General features: G+C 60.6%; 15 protein-coding genes and 1 tRNA gene. 4 read left to right on the top strand and 12 right to left on the bottom strand.

All coding sequences use genetic code 11. The features are described 5' to 3' along the window. Positions 1–215: 215 nt before the first annotated feature. From ACZ1HH_RS14555 to lipB, 4 genes are all read right to left on the bottom strand, one after another. On the bottom strand, positions 216–779 hold the full coding sequence (locus tag ACZ1HH_RS14555; RefSeq protein ID WP_011536711.1) for a NifU family protein: 564 nt from the start codon (positions 777–779) through the stop codon (positions 216–218). A gap of 181 nt (positions 780–960) precedes the next feature. Then, positions 961–1,605: a biliverdin-producing heme oxygenase gene (locus ACZ1HH_RS14560; protein WP_416370036.1), complete on the bottom strand. Its 645-nt coding sequence runs from the start codon at positions 1,603–1,605 to the stop codon at positions 961–963. 1 nt (position 1,606) lies between these two features. Next, entirely contained in the window at positions 1,607–3,829 is a 2,223-nt protein-coding gene (locus tag ACZ1HH_RS14565; RefSeq protein WP_487320484.1) for an ATP-binding protein, read from the bottom strand. Positions 3,830–4,284: 455 nt separating this feature from the next. Then, positions 4,285–4,962, bottom strand: coding sequence for a lipoyl(octanoyl) transferase LipB (gene lipB, locus ACZ1HH_RS14570; RefSeq protein ID WP_011536708.1), 678 nt, complete (start codon positions 4,960–4,962; stop codon positions 4,285–4,287). Between the two features lie 399 nt (positions 4,963–5,361). Between lipB and ACZ1HH_RS14575 the strand changes: the two genes are divergently transcribed. Beyond that, positions 5,362–5,448, top strand: a tRNA-Leu gene (locus ACZ1HH_RS14575). A gap of 56 nt (positions 5,449–5,504) precedes the next feature. Here ACZ1HH_RS14575 and ACZ1HH_RS14580 read toward each other — a convergent pair. The 8 genes from ACZ1HH_RS14580 to ubiA all read right to left on the bottom strand — a co-directional run bounded on the left by ACZ1HH_RS14580 (position 5,505) and on the right by ubiA (position 13,278). Further along, entirely contained in the window at positions 5,505–6,938 is a 1,434-nt protein-coding gene (locus ACZ1HH_RS14580; RefSeq protein WP_472635159.1) for a Hint domain-containing protein, read from the bottom strand. A 330-nt stretch (positions 6,939–7,268) separates the two neighbouring features. Next, a complete protein-coding gene (locus ACZ1HH_RS14585) occupies positions 7,269–7,889 on the bottom strand; it encodes a class I SAM-dependent methyltransferase (protein WP_044026429.1) in 621 nt (206 codons plus the stop codon). A 1-nt stretch (position 7,890) separates the two neighbouring features. After that, complete coding sequence (gene pssA / locus ACZ1HH_RS14590) at positions 7,891–8,658, bottom strand: CDP-diacylglycerol--serine O-phosphatidyltransferase (RefSeq protein ID WP_416370051.1); 768 nt, start codon at positions 8,656–8,658, stop codon at positions 7,891–7,893. Further along, complete coding sequence (locus ACZ1HH_RS14595; protein ID WP_256378196.1) at positions 8,651–9,400, bottom strand: phosphatidylserine decarboxylase; 750 nt, start codon at positions 9,398–9,400, stop codon at positions 8,651–8,653. The genes pssA and ACZ1HH_RS14595 overlap by 8 nt, the downstream gene beginning before the upstream one ends. A gap of 158 nt (positions 9,401–9,558) precedes the next feature. After that, on the bottom strand, positions 9,559–9,939 hold the full coding sequence (locus ACZ1HH_RS14600) for a nuclear transport factor 2 family protein (RefSeq protein ID WP_044026516.1): 381 nt from the start codon (positions 9,937–9,939) through the stop codon (positions 9,559–9,561). 16 nt (positions 9,940–9,955) lie between these two features. After that, positions 9,956–10,276 carry a hypothetical protein gene (locus ACZ1HH_RS14605; RefSeq protein WP_011536702.1) on the bottom strand — a complete coding sequence of 107 codons (321 nt, stop codon included), beginning with the start codon at positions 10,274–10,276 and terminating at the stop codon, positions 9,956–9,958. Continuing rightward, positions 10,273–12,234 carry an OmpA family protein gene (locus ACZ1HH_RS14610; protein ID WP_487320485.1) on the bottom strand — a complete coding sequence of 654 codons (1,962 nt, stop codon included), beginning with the start codon at positions 12,232–12,234 and terminating at the stop codon, positions 10,273–10,275. The genes ACZ1HH_RS14605 and ACZ1HH_RS14610 overlap by 4 nt, the downstream gene beginning before the upstream one ends. A gap of 81 nt (positions 12,235–12,315) precedes the next feature. Beyond that, positions 12,316–13,278, bottom strand: coding sequence for a 4-hydroxybenzoate octaprenyltransferase (gene ubiA, locus ACZ1HH_RS14615; protein WP_472635160.1), 963 nt, complete (start codon positions 13,276–13,278; stop codon positions 12,316–12,318). A gap of 12 nt (positions 13,279–13,290) precedes the next feature. On the opposite strand from ubiA, the gene ACZ1HH_RS14620 reads away from it, so the two are divergent. Genes ACZ1HH_RS14620 through ACZ1HH_RS14630 form a run of 3 tightly spaced genes read left to right on the top strand, consistent with a single transcriptional unit; the run spans position 13,291 to position 15,424 of the window. Then, a complete protein-coding gene (locus ACZ1HH_RS14620) occupies positions 13,291–14,031 on the top strand; it encodes a 16S rRNA (uracil(1498)-N(3))-methyltransferase (RefSeq protein WP_472635161.1) in 741 nt (246 codons plus the stop codon). Continuing rightward, a complete protein-coding gene (locus ACZ1HH_RS14625; protein ID WP_472635162.1) occupies positions 14,031–14,900 on the top strand; it encodes a GNAT family N-acetyltransferase in 870 nt (289 codons plus the stop codon). Before ACZ1HH_RS14620 ends, ACZ1HH_RS14625 begins: the two co-directional genes overlap by 1 nt. Further along, positions 14,897–15,424, top strand: a complete 528-nt coding sequence (locus ACZ1HH_RS14630; RefSeq protein ID WP_472635163.1) for a hypothetical protein — start codon at positions 14,897–14,899, stop codon at positions 15,422–15,424. Before ACZ1HH_RS14625 ends, ACZ1HH_RS14630 begins: the two co-directional genes overlap by 4 nt. Positions 15,425–15,517 lie beyond the last annotated feature (93 nt).

A 15,517-nucleotide genomic window follows, 5' to 3' on the forward strand; every position in this document is an offset into this window, starting at 1 on the left:
TGTCTCTTTGAGGGTGCGGTCCCCTGTCTGTGGCAGAGCGGCGCACGACTCGCAAGTCATTGCGGGGTGCCGTCATTGGCCCGGCGGTGACGAGGTGATCAATGCGAGGCAGCATCGCGAGGGCCGTCTAGAAAAAAACCGGCCAGAGCGTCGCGCTCCTGGCCGGTCCTTAAAAGGCGTTCTGCGTGTTGTCGTGCGCGCCGGGGGTGTCGGGTTTAGACCGCGACAGGGCGCACTTCTGTTACCTCGGGGATGTAGTGGCGCAGCAGGTTCTCGATCCCCATCTTGAGCGTGAGGGTCGAAGACGGGCAGCCCGCGCAAGCGCCCTGCATATGCAGGTAGACAACCCCACGATCAAAGCCGTGGAAGGTGATGTCGCCGCCATCCTGCGCCACCGCCGGACGCACGCGGCTGTCCAGCAGTTCCTTGATCTGGTTGACAATCTCGCCGTCTTCGCCGGTGTGTTCCGCGTGGCCGGAGGCTTGCTGCTGGCCTTCGTTGATCACTGGCTGGCCGGATTGGTAATGCTCCATCACGGCGCCCAGAACGGCGGGTTTGATGTGATCCCACTCGACCGAGTCGTCCTTGGTGACTGTGACAAAATCATTGCCAAAGAACACGCCTGTGACGCCGCTCACCGCAAAGATGCGCTGAGCCAATGGGGATTTTGAGGCCGCTTCGGCAGAAGGGAAGTCGGCGGTTCCTGCATCCAGAACGGTCTGGCCGGGCAGGAATTTCAATGTCGCCGGGTTCGGCGTGGATTCGGTCTGGATAAACATTTCGGCTCTCCGTCAGGTTGACCCGGTAAACTACGTTCACCGGGGCCTGTCAAGTTTTGGAATGGTTCTAAAGTAGAGCCTGAAGCGCGAATTGCAAGGGTTCATACACCTTGCCCTGCCGCGCGTGCCATCGCCCTGCCGCGCGCGCCATCCGTCCACCGAGGCGGGGTGCGTGCGCGCCCTATGGTGCCGCGATGGCGCCAGACGCATTGATCGCCGCATCAACAGGTTGCGGCTGGTGCAGCGCCTCAAATGGTGCAACCGGCAACGCATGATGCAGGGTTTGCCGGTCCGCGATGCGCTTGAAGAGCAGAAAAGCCTGGGAGGCCCCCCGGACAGCAGCATCGGCCTCTTCTTCGGTCATGGCGTTGAGCGTTGCGACCAGACGGCGCCAGATCGTCTTGTCAATCGCCGGGAAATAGGGCGCCGGGTCGATATCAAGATGCGCGCGGATCTTGTTGGCAATCAGCGTTGCCCCAAACGCAGAGCCATGAATGACATAGAGCCCCCCAAGTGCCCCGTAGCGATCCGTGGGCAATGCCACCGGCGGCGCGTGTTGTGTTTGCAGATGTGCGGGCAGGCCATGGTGCAAGCGCTGCAGGTAAGCCGAGAGCGAAAAGTCCGCCCATTCTCCCGAAGCTGCACGCGCGCGCTCGATTTCCTTGGCTGCGCCAAGAGATACCGCCGATGCGGTCTCAATCTGCGCGAGGGTCACGGAAGGGGCCAGCAGGCATGCCATGACAGGATGATGATGCATCTCCTGATGCTGCGGGTCGGTGGCCAGCCTGAGCCGCTCACGTCCGCCGATTTCTCCAGCCTTGGTCATCTCAGGTTGGATCCTCGCAGGGCCATTCAAAGACGAAACGCGCGCCGTCGCGATAGCTGGTGTCCAGATAGATCTGCCCGTGGTGGCTCTTGGCGATTTCGGTGCAGATCGCCAGACCAAATCCACAGCCCTCGCCACCATCGTGAAGGCGCGTGGCCTGCTCAAATATCTTTTCCGCATGTTTGGACTCGATCCCGGGGCCGTTGTCGGTCACGATCAGCCGGTTCATCTCGCCATCGAGCACCTCGCCCGTGATGTCGATTTGCAAAGGCTGATCCGATTTTGCGTATTTGATTGCGTTTCCACAGAGGTTGAGCAGCAGACGTGTGATGAGATCAGACGCGACGGTACAGTCTGGCAATGCCCCGACGTTGATCTGCCCCCCCGCCTGTTCGAGGTCATATTTGATCAGCAGCTTTGTATCTTCGGCCAGTTTCTTGAGGTCTGTCTTGCTGAACTTTGCTGTCGGCTGCTCGCGCAGCAGGGTCATCTCCAGCAGACTCTCGGTCAGGTTTTGCAGCTTCCTGGCCTGCGCCAGTGCGAGTTCCTGATGCTCTCGCGTTGTGGTTTTTTCAAAATCATCCTCTTCCATCCAGCCAAGCGCGGCGCTGATCCCCCGCAAGGAGCCTTTGATGTCATGTGCTGCCGTATGGGCAAATTTGCGCAGGGAGGAGTTCTCTTCCTTCAGCAGGAGCTGCGAGGTGATGATGTCGAGAAACTCCTTGAAGATCTCGCGTGCGGCTTCCAGTTCGGCCTCTTCCCAGGGCAGGCTTTGATCGCGGTGTTCTTCGACCCATTTGTCAAACGACTGTCGTGGCCCCAGGGTGACGCCCGTTTTCGGGTCGATCTTGGCCTGCGCGTCGGGGCGTCCAGCCCATGCGACCCGCCGTGTGATCGGCCCCCGAAACCACAAGAGTTGACAGACCCGGTGCATGACAATCGGCTGCACAAGGACGCCACAGGCGGTGTCGATGTGATGCTTTGCTTCGGGCAAATCAGCATGGAGGGACGCGGTCTGGAACTGATCCACATCCTCCATATTGGTCTTGCTCCATTGCACAAGCTTGCGAATGAAATTCTCGGGGGGGACCTCTCCTGAGGTGTGCATATTGGTGCCGAACTGAAAGGCAAAACCATCCGCGCGAAGGAACTTCTGCAGGATCGGGACCAGCGTCTTGATCACATCTTCTACATCGCCTGTGCGCCGCATTTCCGCGGCAAATTCATTCTCGATCCGGCGCAGGCGGCTGATCATGTCAGCGGTGGCCATACGCTCGGTCTGGTCGAACTTCAGCATCAGGGCCGTGCCAATTTCCTGCACCAGGCTCCAGCTGTCGGCGGGCACCACCATCGACCCTCCGCTGTGGCAGGCGATCAGGCCCCAGAGCTTGCCTTTGTCCATCAGGCTGCAGGAAAACGAGCTTCCTGCGCCAATGTTGCGCAAATAGGCGGTGTGCATGGCCGACACAGAGCGGTTCATTGCCCAGGTCAGATCAATGTCCCCAGCACCGGAGGTGAGCGCGCGAATGGCGATATTGTCGTCATCCACGCGCCCCACAAAACGAAAGGGGACAATTTCCATCAAGGCGCGGACCTGTTTTGGAATATCTCCGCTGGGAAAGTGCATGCCCAAATAACTCGGTAGGCTGCCGTCATTGCTCTCGGCGATGGTTTCCCCCGACCAATCCGGAAGAAAGCGATATATCTTTACCCGGGAAAACCCCGTCAGCGTGCGCACTGTATTGCAGGCGATCTGCATTGCTGCGTCGAACGTGGGGGCCGCCATGATCTGCGCGCATGCTGGTCCGCTCATACGCATGCGTTTGCGCGCTTGCGACGCGGATGGGGCTTCGTTCAGGACAAATTCGATGACCCGCCGCCCATCATGCACATGGCAGATGGTGTCATATACGCAATCGTCCACATTGCGTTGGCTTTCCAGGATCTCGTGGACAATGTTTTGGCCATTGTCCGGCTCGGCCAGCTCGTCTGCAATGTCCGGCGCGATTTCCGTCAGGCTAAAGCCCAATATGGCCTCGACCGGTCGCCCCAGAAAGAGATGCGCATTCTCCGAGGCCCCTATTATCAAACCAGTTTCCGGGTCCTGTACGATCAGCGCGCCGGTATTTTGAATTAAACCAGAAAGATGAATCGGTTCACTGTCGCAGCTGTCCAATGTAGCGGCGGGGGTTCGGGCAAAAAAACTGGCAAGCGACGAATTCATTGCGGATCTCCATCACGAATGAATTAATAAAATGTCGGAAAGTGTAAACAATCGCTCAACGTTGCGTCGCTGGTATCGCTTTTTATGGGGAGGTCGCCGTAAATACTACGCAAGGTAAGGGCAACAATATCGCAATATTTCGGGGAAGATATGCTCTTTTAATGAAAGGCGTCTGGCCGGTTTCGGGAGAATGGTTCCAGATCAGTGTCTTGCGACCCATGTTTCGCAATTCAACCTAAGGCAGAAGGTGCCGACAGGACTCTCATTAAGAGTGGAATAAATCGTTCTGGGCGAGTGGTGAGAAGCCAAAAAATCTCCCTCACCGCGTCGTCAATGTGCATTGGTACGTGGCGCACCAAGGTTAAGAAAAAATCCCAGTCGCAGCATTCGCTTTGGACACGCCAGCGCATTGAGATGGTCCAGCGCAGGAATACGCGCCCTGTTCCAGCAGGTGCTTAGTCCAGGTCGCAGCTCGGTGCGGCTTCTTCTGAGAAGGCCAGATCAAACGTGCGCCGCAGGGCGACATCCACATCCGCCAAGGTAACGGGCAGGCCGAGGTCGACGAGGCTGGTGGTCCCATGCTCGCTGATCCCGCAGGGAACGATGCCCGAAAAATGCGAAAGATCCGGCTCCACGTTGATAGAAATACCGTGAAAGCTGACCCATTTGCGCAGCCGGATACCGATGGCTGCGATCTTGTCCTCGGCCACGGCACCGGCGGGCGTGAGGGGCTTTTCCGGTCGCTCCACCCAGACGCCAACACGACCATCGCGAATGTGGCCCGTGACATTGAACTCTTCCAGAGCAAGAATCACCCAGCGTTCAAGCTGGCGCACGAAACACCGCACGTCCTTGCCGCGCTCGGCAACGTTGAGCATCACATAGATTACCCGCTGCCCCGGCCCATGGTAGGTATACTGCCCGCCACGTTTGGTCACATGAACGGGAAAGCGGTCCGGGTCCGTCAGGTCTTCGATCCGCGCAGAGGTGCCAGCGGTGTACAGCGGCGGATGTTCGAGCAGCCAGATGCACTCTTCTGCCTCGCCTGCGGCAATGGCCTCGGCGCGCTCTTCCATGAAGCGGGTGGCCTCTTCATATGAGACCAGACCGTCGGAGGTGATCCATTCAACCATGCTGCCCGCTCCTTGCGTAGTCCCGTGCATCGGGGTGCATCATAAATTGGACACGCCAGTGCGCACGACTCGGAGCGCGCCCACGCGTGTCTCTTCTGACACTGCCATAATTTCTTCTGCCGTCGAGTGCGAGGCCTTATTCACAAGGCACAAGGCTGAGACCGCGCCGCGCCAGTGGGGGGCAGCCTTGGCGGGGCCAAGCGCGACGCTCATCATTGCGGGAAGGGTGCGAAGATGAGATCCAAAGCCGTCGCAAAATCAACGAATTAACGGATCGGTCAGATGAATTTTGAAGGCCAGCGCCGCGCCTGAAAAGAAAACTCAAGAATTTTGCGTTTTCCCTCTTCACATCCCTGAGGGGCTGATTTATACGCCCTCTCACACCAAGTCATAGACAGTGCGGTCGTGGCGGAATTGGTAGACGCGCAGCGTTGAGGTCGCTGTGGGGTAACTCCCGTGGAAGTTCGAGTCTTCTCGACCGCACCATTTCATCAGAAATGAAAATTATCCTCCCTTGTTGGGATGCCGGTGTGAATTTCGATTTAGTGACGGTTCAGTTGAAGCAGCGCACATTCGCGCGGCTTGAGCGTGATCCGTGCAGCAGGTCCATACTCTTGCCAGTCTGACATGAGGTCGAGAATCTCGGCTCGGGTGTCCGCGTCAAAAGCATCAAGGGTTTCAGCGCCGGGGTGGTAGCTTTCGCTGTCCAGACCATTGGCACGCACGATCTCGTGGCGGTCAAAGAGGATGTGCACATAGCACACCTGCGTGCCATCGCTGAGAATCCGAATGCTGTCTCCATTGACCAGATGCTTCGCTTTGATGAGCACCTCGGGCTGGCCAAATTGCAGATCCGCGAGCTCTGATCGGATCAGGACGCGGTGATTGGGCGAAAGTGCGATCTGGCCATGGTGGCCCAAAGCGTTGCGGGCGATCAGCACTGGTGCGTTGCGGCCCCGCGCGAGTCGGGTGCTGCGACCGATCCAGCGCAGTGGTTGTGGCCCATGGTCCCGCGTCATCACCTGCATGCCGACGGTGAGATCTTCGACCGCGATCGGCCCCGCTTCGGTGTCGATCAACGTGCCCGCGACAAAGCAGGGGGGCGCTGTGAGTTTGGTGTCAACCGTGACGGTGCCGGTCGCGGTATTTCCTGCCTCGTCCACCACTGTGTAGGTGAAGCTGTTGGTTTCATCCTCGGGGCTGTCGTTGGTGATCGACAAGGTTCCGTCGGGATTGAGGGTAATCACCTCACCGCTTGCGAGCGTCACCGACTCTCCGGCCGATATTGCGGTGCCCGCGATATGGGAAATGGTCAGAGGACCCTTGCCCGCCCCGGCGTCATTGCCGAGAATATCAATCACTTCCGAGCCATTCCCGGAGATGGAAACAAAGTCGTCCGTCGCGGTCACAGAAGAGGCAAAGGGACCGGTAAGCGTGTCGATATCGGAGTTCCAGACCAGATCCCCCTGCAAGCCACCGCCGGGCAGGCTGGTGAAATCCAGCGTCATCGTGGTGTAGAGATCCCCTACGGGCGCATTGCCATCGAGCCCCGCGATCCCGGAGTAGGTCGCGGTGATCGTGCCGCCAAGGTCCTCGTAGTCGGGCGAGACCTTGAAGGGAAAGCCTTCTTTGGAGCCTGGAGTGGAGGGATCGTTCGGGTTGCCATCACTGGCAAAGGTTGTGTCGAACACGGAGTTTGCCGGGGCCAGATCGATCTTGAGCGAGGCGAGGGGCTTTGTCGTGGTCAGCTGGTGCCAGTCATAGCCGAAGTACATATCGATATTGTCACCGGTCGCGCCCCCAGAGGTATAGGGATCAAGCGCTTTCCAGGTGAGCGTCTCGGTGGTTCCGTCGGTATAGGTGACGGTGATCTTCGCCCCTTCGAGGTCCACCCCGCGCGACGCGGTATCGGCGCGGATGCCGTGATCGCTCTGGCGCGGATCGTTGTCGGATCTGACAATGTCGATGTCTGGCATGGCCTGCGCCTTTTGGTAACTCACTCACTGCACATGGCAGAAATTGGTAAATATCTCGCCGCACAGGCTGTCGGCTGCGCCCAAGGGACAGAAACTGTCGCCACCGATCCCAACGTGGGCGATACCCGATGCTGTCTTGCGGGCGCATCAGGGGCGGTCAGCAGCCTATGCTGGGTTTATCTCTGGTTAGCGACTGTGATGTTAAGATGGCGAAATGACATCATGTTTGCGGCACCCCTCTTTGGCGGGGCATGACGCGCAAAAAATGACGCCCGCGCCTTTGTTCTAAGGCACGGGCAATGCGATCCTGATTTGGCGCGGGTCAGAGGCTCAGTTGACGCGCTTTTCAAGAACCAAAAAGGTCATCATCCCAAGCGGCGGCAGCTTGCGCAGTTCTGCCACCTGCAAGGAGGGTTCTTGCAAAATGGTGTCCATCTTGAAATCGGAGTGCCAGCCGATCAGGTTCGCCATCGGTGCGGCGACACGCTCAAGCCCTGCAAGAACGCCGGTGTCCTTGGCAAAATGGTTGGTGATGACCACCTTGCCGCCGGGCTTCAGAACCCGCGCAATCTCGGCCATGACGCGTTCGGGCTCAGGAACGACCGAGAGCACATGCATGGCGGCGATGGTGTCGAAAGTGGCGTTTTCAAAGGCCAGCTCGCGCGCGTCCATGCGCTGCAGGTCAACGCGGCCATCCAGATCGAGTGCATCCACCTTGCGCTGTGCCTTGGCGAGCATCTCGGCGCTGAAATCCACGCCCGTGACGCGGACGTCTGGACCGTAATGCGGCAGCGACAAGCCCGTTCCCACGCCCACCTCAAGCACATGACCTTTGCGATTGTTTATGAAGGACACAGCTCTGCGGCGTCCGACATCGGTTACAGCCCCAAAGGTTCGATCATAAACCGGCGCCCATCGGGCATAGGACGACTCGACCGCTTCAATTTTCACTTCAATGTCCTTTCCTGTCATCCGAAATGCGATGAGAGAGAATGCTCCATAAAACTACAATCAAATACGCCAGACAGAGAACCACAAGAGTGATCCAGGCATAAATAAGCACCGCCGACCCTAATACCGCAAAACCAACGAGAAAGAACTTCACGTTGTTGCGAGAGATCTTTGCTGTTTTGAAAGACCATACCGGGAAGCGGGCGATCATCGCCCAGCCCACCAGAATGAGGTGCAGGCAGATCACAACATCGGGCAGCAAGGGCGCATCGGCAAAGGCGAAGGACAAAAACATCGGCAGCATCGCGAGCAACGCCCCCGCAGGGGAGGGGATGCCTGTGAAATAGGCCCCAGAGGCGTCTTTGTCCTCGCTTGGATCTGCCTTTGCCGTCACGTTGAACCGCGCAAGACGCACGACACAGCAGATCGCATATATGAGCACCGTGATCCACGCGAAGCCACGCAGATCTTCGAGCGCCCAGAAGTAGATCACAAGCGCTGGCGCGACACCGAAGTTCACAAAATCCGCGAGGGAATCGAGCTCCGCGCCCATCTTGCTGTCACTGTTGAGAAGCCGCGCCAGGCGCCCGTCCAGCCCGTCCAGCACGCAGGCCGCAAGGATCAACTGCACGGCCAGGACGTAATTGCCCTCGATGCCAAAGCGGATCGCGGACAGGCCAGCGCAAATCGCGGCGATGGTCAGCATGTTGGGGATCAGCTGTACCAGCGTCAGATGCGAGGGCGGGTGATGTTCTTCGTCTTCACCCATGCAGCTCACCTTTGTTCTGGTCAGTGTGCACCCCGGTTCCCAGTTCTGCGATCACGGTTTCCCCGGCGATCATGGTCTGGCCAATTTCTACCTGCGGCGACACGCCTTCAGGCAGGTAGACGTCCAGTCGGGACCCAAAACGGATCAGGCCAAAGCGTTCGCCCCGACCGAGCTGGGCGCCGGGCTTGACAAAGCAGACGATGCGCCGCGCAACCAGACCGGCGATCTGCACCACCGCGAGGTCGCGGCCGTCTTCCATGCGGATTGCGAGGCTGTTGCGCTCGTTGTCTGCGCTCGCCTTGTCCAGAGAGGCGTTGAAGAATTTGCCGGGGCGGTAGGCGACGGCGGTGACTTCGCCTGCGACAGGCGCGCGGTTCACATGGCAGTTGAACACGCTCATGAACACGCTCACACGGGTCAGCGGGACATCGGGCAGGCCCAGTTCTGCGGGGGGCACTGCCGGCTCGATCAAAGAGACCACGCCGTCGGCTGGGGATATGACCAACCCCGGTCGCGCGGGGGTGACCCGTTCAGGGTCGCGGAAGAAATAATAGCACCAAACCGTGAGGCCCACGCCGATCCAGCCCAGGATGGGGGTCAGCAGGAACAATCCAAAGGTGACAGCGGCAAAGATCGCGACAAACTTGCGCCCCTCGGGGTGCATAGGTTTGATGAAAGTCCCGATCATATTCATAGTAGTGTCCTTTGCTTTGGATCTGCGAGGCGGCTGCTGCGCTGGCAGCGGGCGCTGCTGCAGATCCGAGTGTCAGGCTTCCCGTAGCACGTCCTGACGCCCCTCGCCACAGACCATAGCGTGCAAAAGCGCGCCCGCGTGCGGAAACGGCTGTCTTCCGGGGTGCAACGAAAACTTGCGCCCAATTCGGCCGCAGTTGCGCGCTCTTAGTCGGTGGCCTCACCAGCAGCCGTGTCTTGGCTGAAGATATTGATCCAGCCGCCTTCGGTGCGCTGCCAAATCGAGGTCACATACATGTCTTCGGCCTGGTTGCGCCGATGGCGCATGAACCGCGCTCGGTAGCTGAGCATGGCGTGATCAGAACCAAGGGCGCGCGCCCTCAGGTCGGTGAGCGCATAGCTCTGCACTGTGGCGCCCTCGGCCAATTGTCCGACATGGGCAGATTTGTCGGCAAAACCGTCGCCATAGACGCCAAGAAAGCTCTGGCAGAGAAGTGAGGCGTCCAGATCAGCGTCCCCGCGCACCAGCGCATCCCAAACCTGTTCTTCATGTGCTCTAAGCTCATCGAGGAGCGGGTCGTTGCTCATGGTGCGCAGAGGGGCCTTAGCCGGCACCGCGCAACTGGTTGCGCAGCTCTTCGGTTTCATGCCGCGCCTCGCGCAGCCCGTCCATGGCCGCGCGCAATTCGGCCTCGGTCTGGCTCAACTGGTTGGTGAGCTCAGCCTCACGCTGCTGAAGATAGGTGATGGCCTGATCGCGGGTTTCCTCTGCCTCGTGGAGTTCCTGGCTCATGCGGTCCAGATCGGCCACATCGCTTTGACGGACACGGGTGAAACGATGCACCAGCCAATTGGCAAACCACCCCATCGCGAAGGCCACAAAGAGGATGATTGCTGTGGTGAGGATGAACTCTGTTCTGCTCATTGTCCGTCGGTGTCCTCTTCAGGGGCCGCGGCAGCGGCGGGGGGTGTTTCAGGCGTTTGTGCGTCCGCATCACCTGCGGGCGCGGCCTCGGCGTCTGCGGATTGCGCGTCGGATTCGGCCTCGGCTGTTTCGGCATCGTCCTGTGGCAGAGCGCTTTCGATCAGGCGGAATTCGATCCTGCGATTGGCCTCGCGGCCCTCTTCGGTGTCGTTGCTGGCGATCGGATTGTCCTCGCCATAGCCGCGCGCCACAAAGCTCCCGGTCAGGATGCGGCGCGCGCGCAGAGCGTTCAAGACCGATTGCGCCCGTGCCTGGCTCAGGTTCTGGTTCATTTCCTCACGGCCCTGGCTGTCGGTGTGGCCCTGGATCTCAAGAGGAATTTCGCCACACTGCTGCAAGAGCTTGGCGATCTTGTCGATCACGCGCGCACTGTCGGCGGCCACCGTGGCAGAGCCCGGCTCAAAGGCAATCTTGTCGGCGCGCTGGATCGCCGCCAGTTCCGCCTCGCAGAGTTGCGGCGCCATCAGCTTGTCTTCGGGCTCCGGGGGCTTTTCAAAGGTGATGTCGAGGTCGTAATCCTCTGCCTCGCCTAATTTCTGTGAGAGCATGCGGGCAATCTCGGCGCTGGCGTTTTCAACGTGACTCATGCCGCGCACTGCCACCAATTCGGGGGTCACGGTGACCGAGCCGCGTTCGAGTTGGGCCAGCGCATCCAGCGCGGCCAGCACACGGATCGGCCAGACGCCGGGCAGATCCGGCGAATTGCGGGTGGCAACATAAACCGTGTCGCTGCCAAAGCGGGCTTTGGCATAGCTGTCGACAGTGCGCTTCTGGGCATTGTCGCTCAGACGTCCACGCAGCTGAACCTGCCCCTCCGGGCTGAGGGTGGCGGTGAATTCCGGGATGATGTCGGCGGTAGTCTCCTCGGGCTCAGGCAGCACCGCATGTAGCAAAAAAACCTGCGGCAGCGCGTTCTCAAGCTCGCCCACGACCCGATCAAAAAGCGCCTCGGGCGTGCCCTGCGCAGCCACAAGCGTGACATCGCCGTTGGAGAAGGTGATCGAGCCCTGTTCAAGCGACGTGAGTGCCTCAAGTCCGACTTCGACCGCGCGCGACCAATTGGCCGAGGGCACACCAAGACCGATGGTGCAATCGGCCTGACGTTCCAAACCCGCATCACGGGCCGCGTCCAGAATACGGCTGCGGCTTTCTTCGCTCTCGGCAGAGCATGCATCAAAGCGCCCGCCCTCGGGGCCAAGAACATAGCGCAGCGTGAACGGCGAGATCACCGGGCGCGGCGCAGCAATGTCGAGCGTTACATGCACGTTCGGCGGCAGCATCCGGTTGAGCTCTGTTTCAAGCTCTTCCTTGGCCTCGGGGCTGTCGGCAATGGCGGTGATCTGCACAGCGCCTGCCTCGACCGAGATCTTGGTGCGTGGCAGCAGGGCCAGCGCCTTCAGGGCGTAGGACATGGCATCCGTCCAGCCCTTTGGCATCGGATAGTCTGCGGTTTCCACAAAATCGGTGACCTGCGGCGCCCCCCGGATTGCGCCGAGTTTCTTCACCAGTGCGCCGTGATCGCTGTCGCTTGGAATGAGACCGATAATCGAAATGCCCGCGTCATTGCGCAGGATCTCGGTGGAGAACCGGGGCGGGGCGATCCCTTTGGAGGGGGTGATCTCCATCTGGTCGATGATCCGCGCCGCATCTACCACGGAGCCGACCTCGGAAATGGCGGCAAAACGCGTGGCCTCATCCGGGGCCTCGCCCGACAGTTCCACCCGCAGCCCGTCCGCGGCAACCTCGGCCCAGGTGAAGCCCGCCTTGTCGAGGGTGCGGCGCACCACGATCTCAGAATTGTTCTCAAGCGCCGTCGCCGCGAATCCCGCAACCACCAAGCTAAGACCGGCTGCACCGGCAAAGGCGGCGGTGGGGATCAGAAACGAGGATATGCGCATGAGGTCAGAAATTCCGGTAGTTTCGTCGTCAAAGGTCTTACTAGGCCAATCGCGCTGGATCAATCGCGCCTGTGGTCTGGATCAGGCAAACAGGGCCAACCCAAGGAAAATGAGCGGAATCAAGCCGGTGTCCCGGTTGAGCCGAAACAGCGACAGGAGGCGGTCGTTGTTGTCGGCGTCAAAGGCGCGCAACTGCCATGTCATATGCCAGCCCATCGCCCAGGGCGCACAGAGCGAGAGCGCCAGCGCCAGAACCGAGGCAGCGGGCTGTACGGCCATGATGATTGCAAGCGCCATCAGGCTCACGGTGGCAACAATAAAGCGGCGCAGCCAGGTTGGCGTGTTGGTGCCAAAGAGCCGTGCCGTGGATTTCACCCCGATCAGGGCATCATCCTCGGCATCCTGATGGGCATAGATGGTGTCATAAAAGAGTGTCCACGCGATCCCGGCCACATAAAGCACCACCGCAGGCCAGTTCAGGTGGCCTGTATGCGCCACCCACGCCAGCATCGCACCCCAGTTAAAGGCGAGCCCCAAGAAAATCTGCGGCCACCAGGTAAACCGCTTGGCAAAGGGATAAATCGCCACCGGGAAGAGCGCGAGGATCCCCATCGCGACCGCAGCCTGATTGAAGGTCAGCAGGATGCCAAAGGCGATCAGCGATTGCAGGGCCATCCAAGCGAGCGCCCCTTTGACAGAGACCTGACCGGAGGGAATGGGGCGCGACCGGGTGCGCTCGACACTGCCGTCGATGTTGCGGTCAGTGATGTCATTCCAGGTGCACCCCGCGCCGCGCATCAGCCACGCACCAAGCGCGCAGGCCACGAAAATCCACAGATCCTCCCAGCGCGCATCCTGTCCGGCGATCATCGCAAGCGCCAATCCCCACCAGCAGGGCAGCAGCAGGAGCCAGGTCCCGATGGGGCGATCCGCACGGCTCAGGCGCAGGTAGGGGCGGGTCCAGGCGGGCGCATAGATGTCGACCCAATTGTCTTTCACCGCATCCGCGACTTGTCCATCTGGTGTTGGCGACTGGCCTTGCATATGTAGGACCCCATGAGTGCTAAAGTCAGACTGTATGTAGATCACCCCTTGGGGGCAGGGCAAACGGTTCCTCTGGACCGCGATCAGGCGCATTATCTCTTTGGGGTGATGCGGCTCTCGGTGGGCGCGCGGGTTGCGCTTTTTAACGGGCGCGACGGGGAATGGCAGGCCGAGGTGGCCGAGGCCGGCAAGCGCGGCGGCGTGCTCGCCTGCCTTGATCAATCAAAGCCCCTGCAGTTGCCGCCCGACCTGTGGTTGATCTTTGCGCCGATCAAGAAGGCGCGGACCGATTTCATCGTCGAAAAAGCCGCCGAGATGGGCGCCGCGCGAATCTTGCCGGTGGCGACAGAGTTCACCAATTCCGAGCGCATCCGACAGGACCGTCTGCAGGCCCATGCCGTCGAGGCTGCCGAGCAATGCGGCGGCACCTATGTGCCCGAGGTGGCAGAGCTGCAAAAACTCCCGTCGATGTTGGACCATTGGCCCGCAGAGCGTCAGTTGATGTTCTGTGACGAGGCCGAGGTCGGCCAGCGGTTGTTCCTGGATGTGGCCCAGGTGGAGGGCTCCGCTGGCGCGGCGGGGCCCTGGGCGATTCTGATCGGGCCGGAGGGCGGGTTTTCCGATGCGGAGCGCAAGCGCCTCCATGCAATGCCACAGGCCCATGTGGTCAGTCTGGGGCCACGGATCCTGCGTGCGGATACTGCGGCTGTGGCCGCACTGACGCTTTGGCAGCAGCGGTTGGGAGACTGGTAATGGTCTGGCGCGCAGCAGAGCCCTCGGACCTCGCGTGGATCGAGGCGCTGCTGTTTTCGCATATCGAAGGCGCCATGTTTTTGATCGGGAACCTGCGCGATCACGGGTTTGGATCGGATCATCCTCATGGGCTGACGCTCTGGGTGCGGGAGGCGCGTGACGGGGTCTTTGGTATCGCCAACAGTGGTTCGGTAATGATGATGGCACCGGACGCGACGCGACGGGACTGGCGGGAGGCCGGACAGCTTCTGGCGGGGCGCGATGTCACGGCGGTGTTGGGAAAAGCGATGCAAGCGCGGCGCTTTATCGCGGCCAATGACATCGGAGATCACCCGTGCCAGCTGGATCGAGATGATCCAGGGTTTGTGCTCGACCTCAGGGATGTTTCGGTGGAGATGCGCCCCGAAGAAGCGCTTGTGCCATTGGCCGAGGCGCCGCGCGGACTCGTGGAAGGTTGGCGCGCGGCCTATGAGGTCGAGGTCCTCAATGCTGCGCCCGACGCGGTACGGGACAAGGCGCGTCACGATATTGCGACCTATATCGCCAGGGACAGCCACCGCGTGCTAACGGTTCAGGGTGAACCGGTGGCGATGAGCGGTTTCAACACGGCCTTTGACGAGGCGGTGCAGGTTGGCGGTGTCTATACGCCCCCAATGTTGCGTGGGCGTGGCTACGCGCGCCGCGTCGTCGGTCGGCATCTGTTGGAAGCGCGCGAGCGCGGCGCCCGGCAGGGGGTGCTGTTTGCCGCGGGCAAAGACGCCGCTCGGGCGTATCGCGCGCTCGGGTTTCAGCCAGCAGATGCATTTGCGCTGGTTCTGTTTTCAACACCTGCGCAGATCTGTGCAGGTCGGGTGGAGGACGTCAGATGAGTTTCATTCGACCAGAGGCGCGCGCGGCTTTGTGGCGGTGGCGTGAACTCCTGGGGGCGCTGGCGCTGCTGCTTTTGGGGCTTCGGTGGGCGCTTTGGGGCATTGGTTTGTCGCAGGTCACGGGCTGGGCCTGTGTGACGCTGGCGGTTGTGCTTGCGGTGGTCGGCGCGCAGCGGATGCGGTTTCGCCTTGGCTCTGGGGGGCCGGGTGTCGTGCAGGTCACCGAAGGTCAGATCAGCTATTTCGGCCCGCTCACCGGTGGCGCCGTCGCGCGGTCCGAAATCGAGACCCTGCGGCTCGATCATACCGCGCGCCCGTCGCATTGGGTGTTGGAGCAGCCGGGGCAGCCGCCCTTGGCAATTCCGGTGACTGCAACCGGGGCGGAGGCGCTCTTTGATGTCTTTGCCAGCCTGCCGGGATTGAAGACAGAACGCATGCTGAGTGAACTGCATCACAAAGGCCCTCACCAAGTCGTGATATGGCAGAAATCACCAGAGTCGCACCAGGCGTATCGCCTGCATTGACACTGGCGCGAATTCGCATCACCACTTTAACCCCGGGCCGCGCGCCCTTTGTCACAAATGCCACGTTCGCCCCTGTTTGGCGACGACCACAAA

Source organism: Epibacterium sp. HA2-3, from assembly GCF_055693725.2.

Coding starts and splice junctions, on each gene's coding strand:
- ACZ1HH_RS14555 (WP_011536711.1), bottom strand. CDS start 779: ATGTTTATCCAGACCGAATCCACGCCGAACCCGGCGACATTGAAATTC.
- ACZ1HH_RS14560 (WP_416370036.1), bottom strand. CDS start 1,605: ATGACCAAGGCTGGAGAAATCGGCGGACGTGAGCGGCTCAGGCTGGCC.
- ACZ1HH_RS14565 (WP_487320484.1), bottom strand. CDS start 3,829: ATGAATTCGTCGCTTGCCAGTTTTTTTGCCCGAACCCCCGCCGCTACA.
- lipB (WP_011536708.1), bottom strand. CDS start 4,962: ATGGTTGAATGGATCACCTCCGACGGTCTGGTCTCATATGAAGAGGCC.
- ACZ1HH_RS14580 (WP_472635159.1), bottom strand. CDS start 6,938: ATGCCAGACATCGACATTGTCAGATCCGACAACGATCCGCGCCAGAGC.
- pssA (WP_416370051.1), bottom strand. CDS start 8,658: ATGGGTGAAGACGAAGAACATCACCCGCCCTCGCATCTGACGCTGGTA.
- ACZ1HH_RS14600 (WP_044026516.1), bottom strand. CDS start 9,939: ATGAGCAACGACCCGCTCCTCGATGAGCTTAGAGCACATGAAGAACAG.
- ACZ1HH_RS14605 (WP_011536702.1), bottom strand. CDS start 10,276: ATGAGCAGAACAGAGTTCATCCTCACCACAGCAATCATCCTCTTTGTG.
- ACZ1HH_RS14610 (WP_487320485.1), bottom strand. CDS start 12,234: ATGCGCATATCCTCGTTTCTGATCCCCACCGCCGCCTTTGCCGGTGCA.
- ubiA (WP_472635160.1), bottom strand. CDS start 13,278: ATGCAAGGCCAGTCGCCAACACCAGATGGACAAGTCGCGGATGCGGTG.
- ACZ1HH_RS14620 (WP_472635161.1), top strand. CDS start 13,291: ATGAGTGCTAAAGTCAGACTGTATGTAGATCACCCCTTGGGGGCAGGG.
- ACZ1HH_RS14625 (WP_472635162.1), top strand. CDS start 14,031: ATGGTCTGGCGCGCAGCAGAGCCCTCGGACCTCGCGTGGATCGAGGCG.
- ACZ1HH_RS14630 (WP_472635163.1), top strand. CDS start 14,897: ATGAGTTTCATTCGACCAGAGGCGCGCGCGGCTTTGTGGCGGTGGCGT.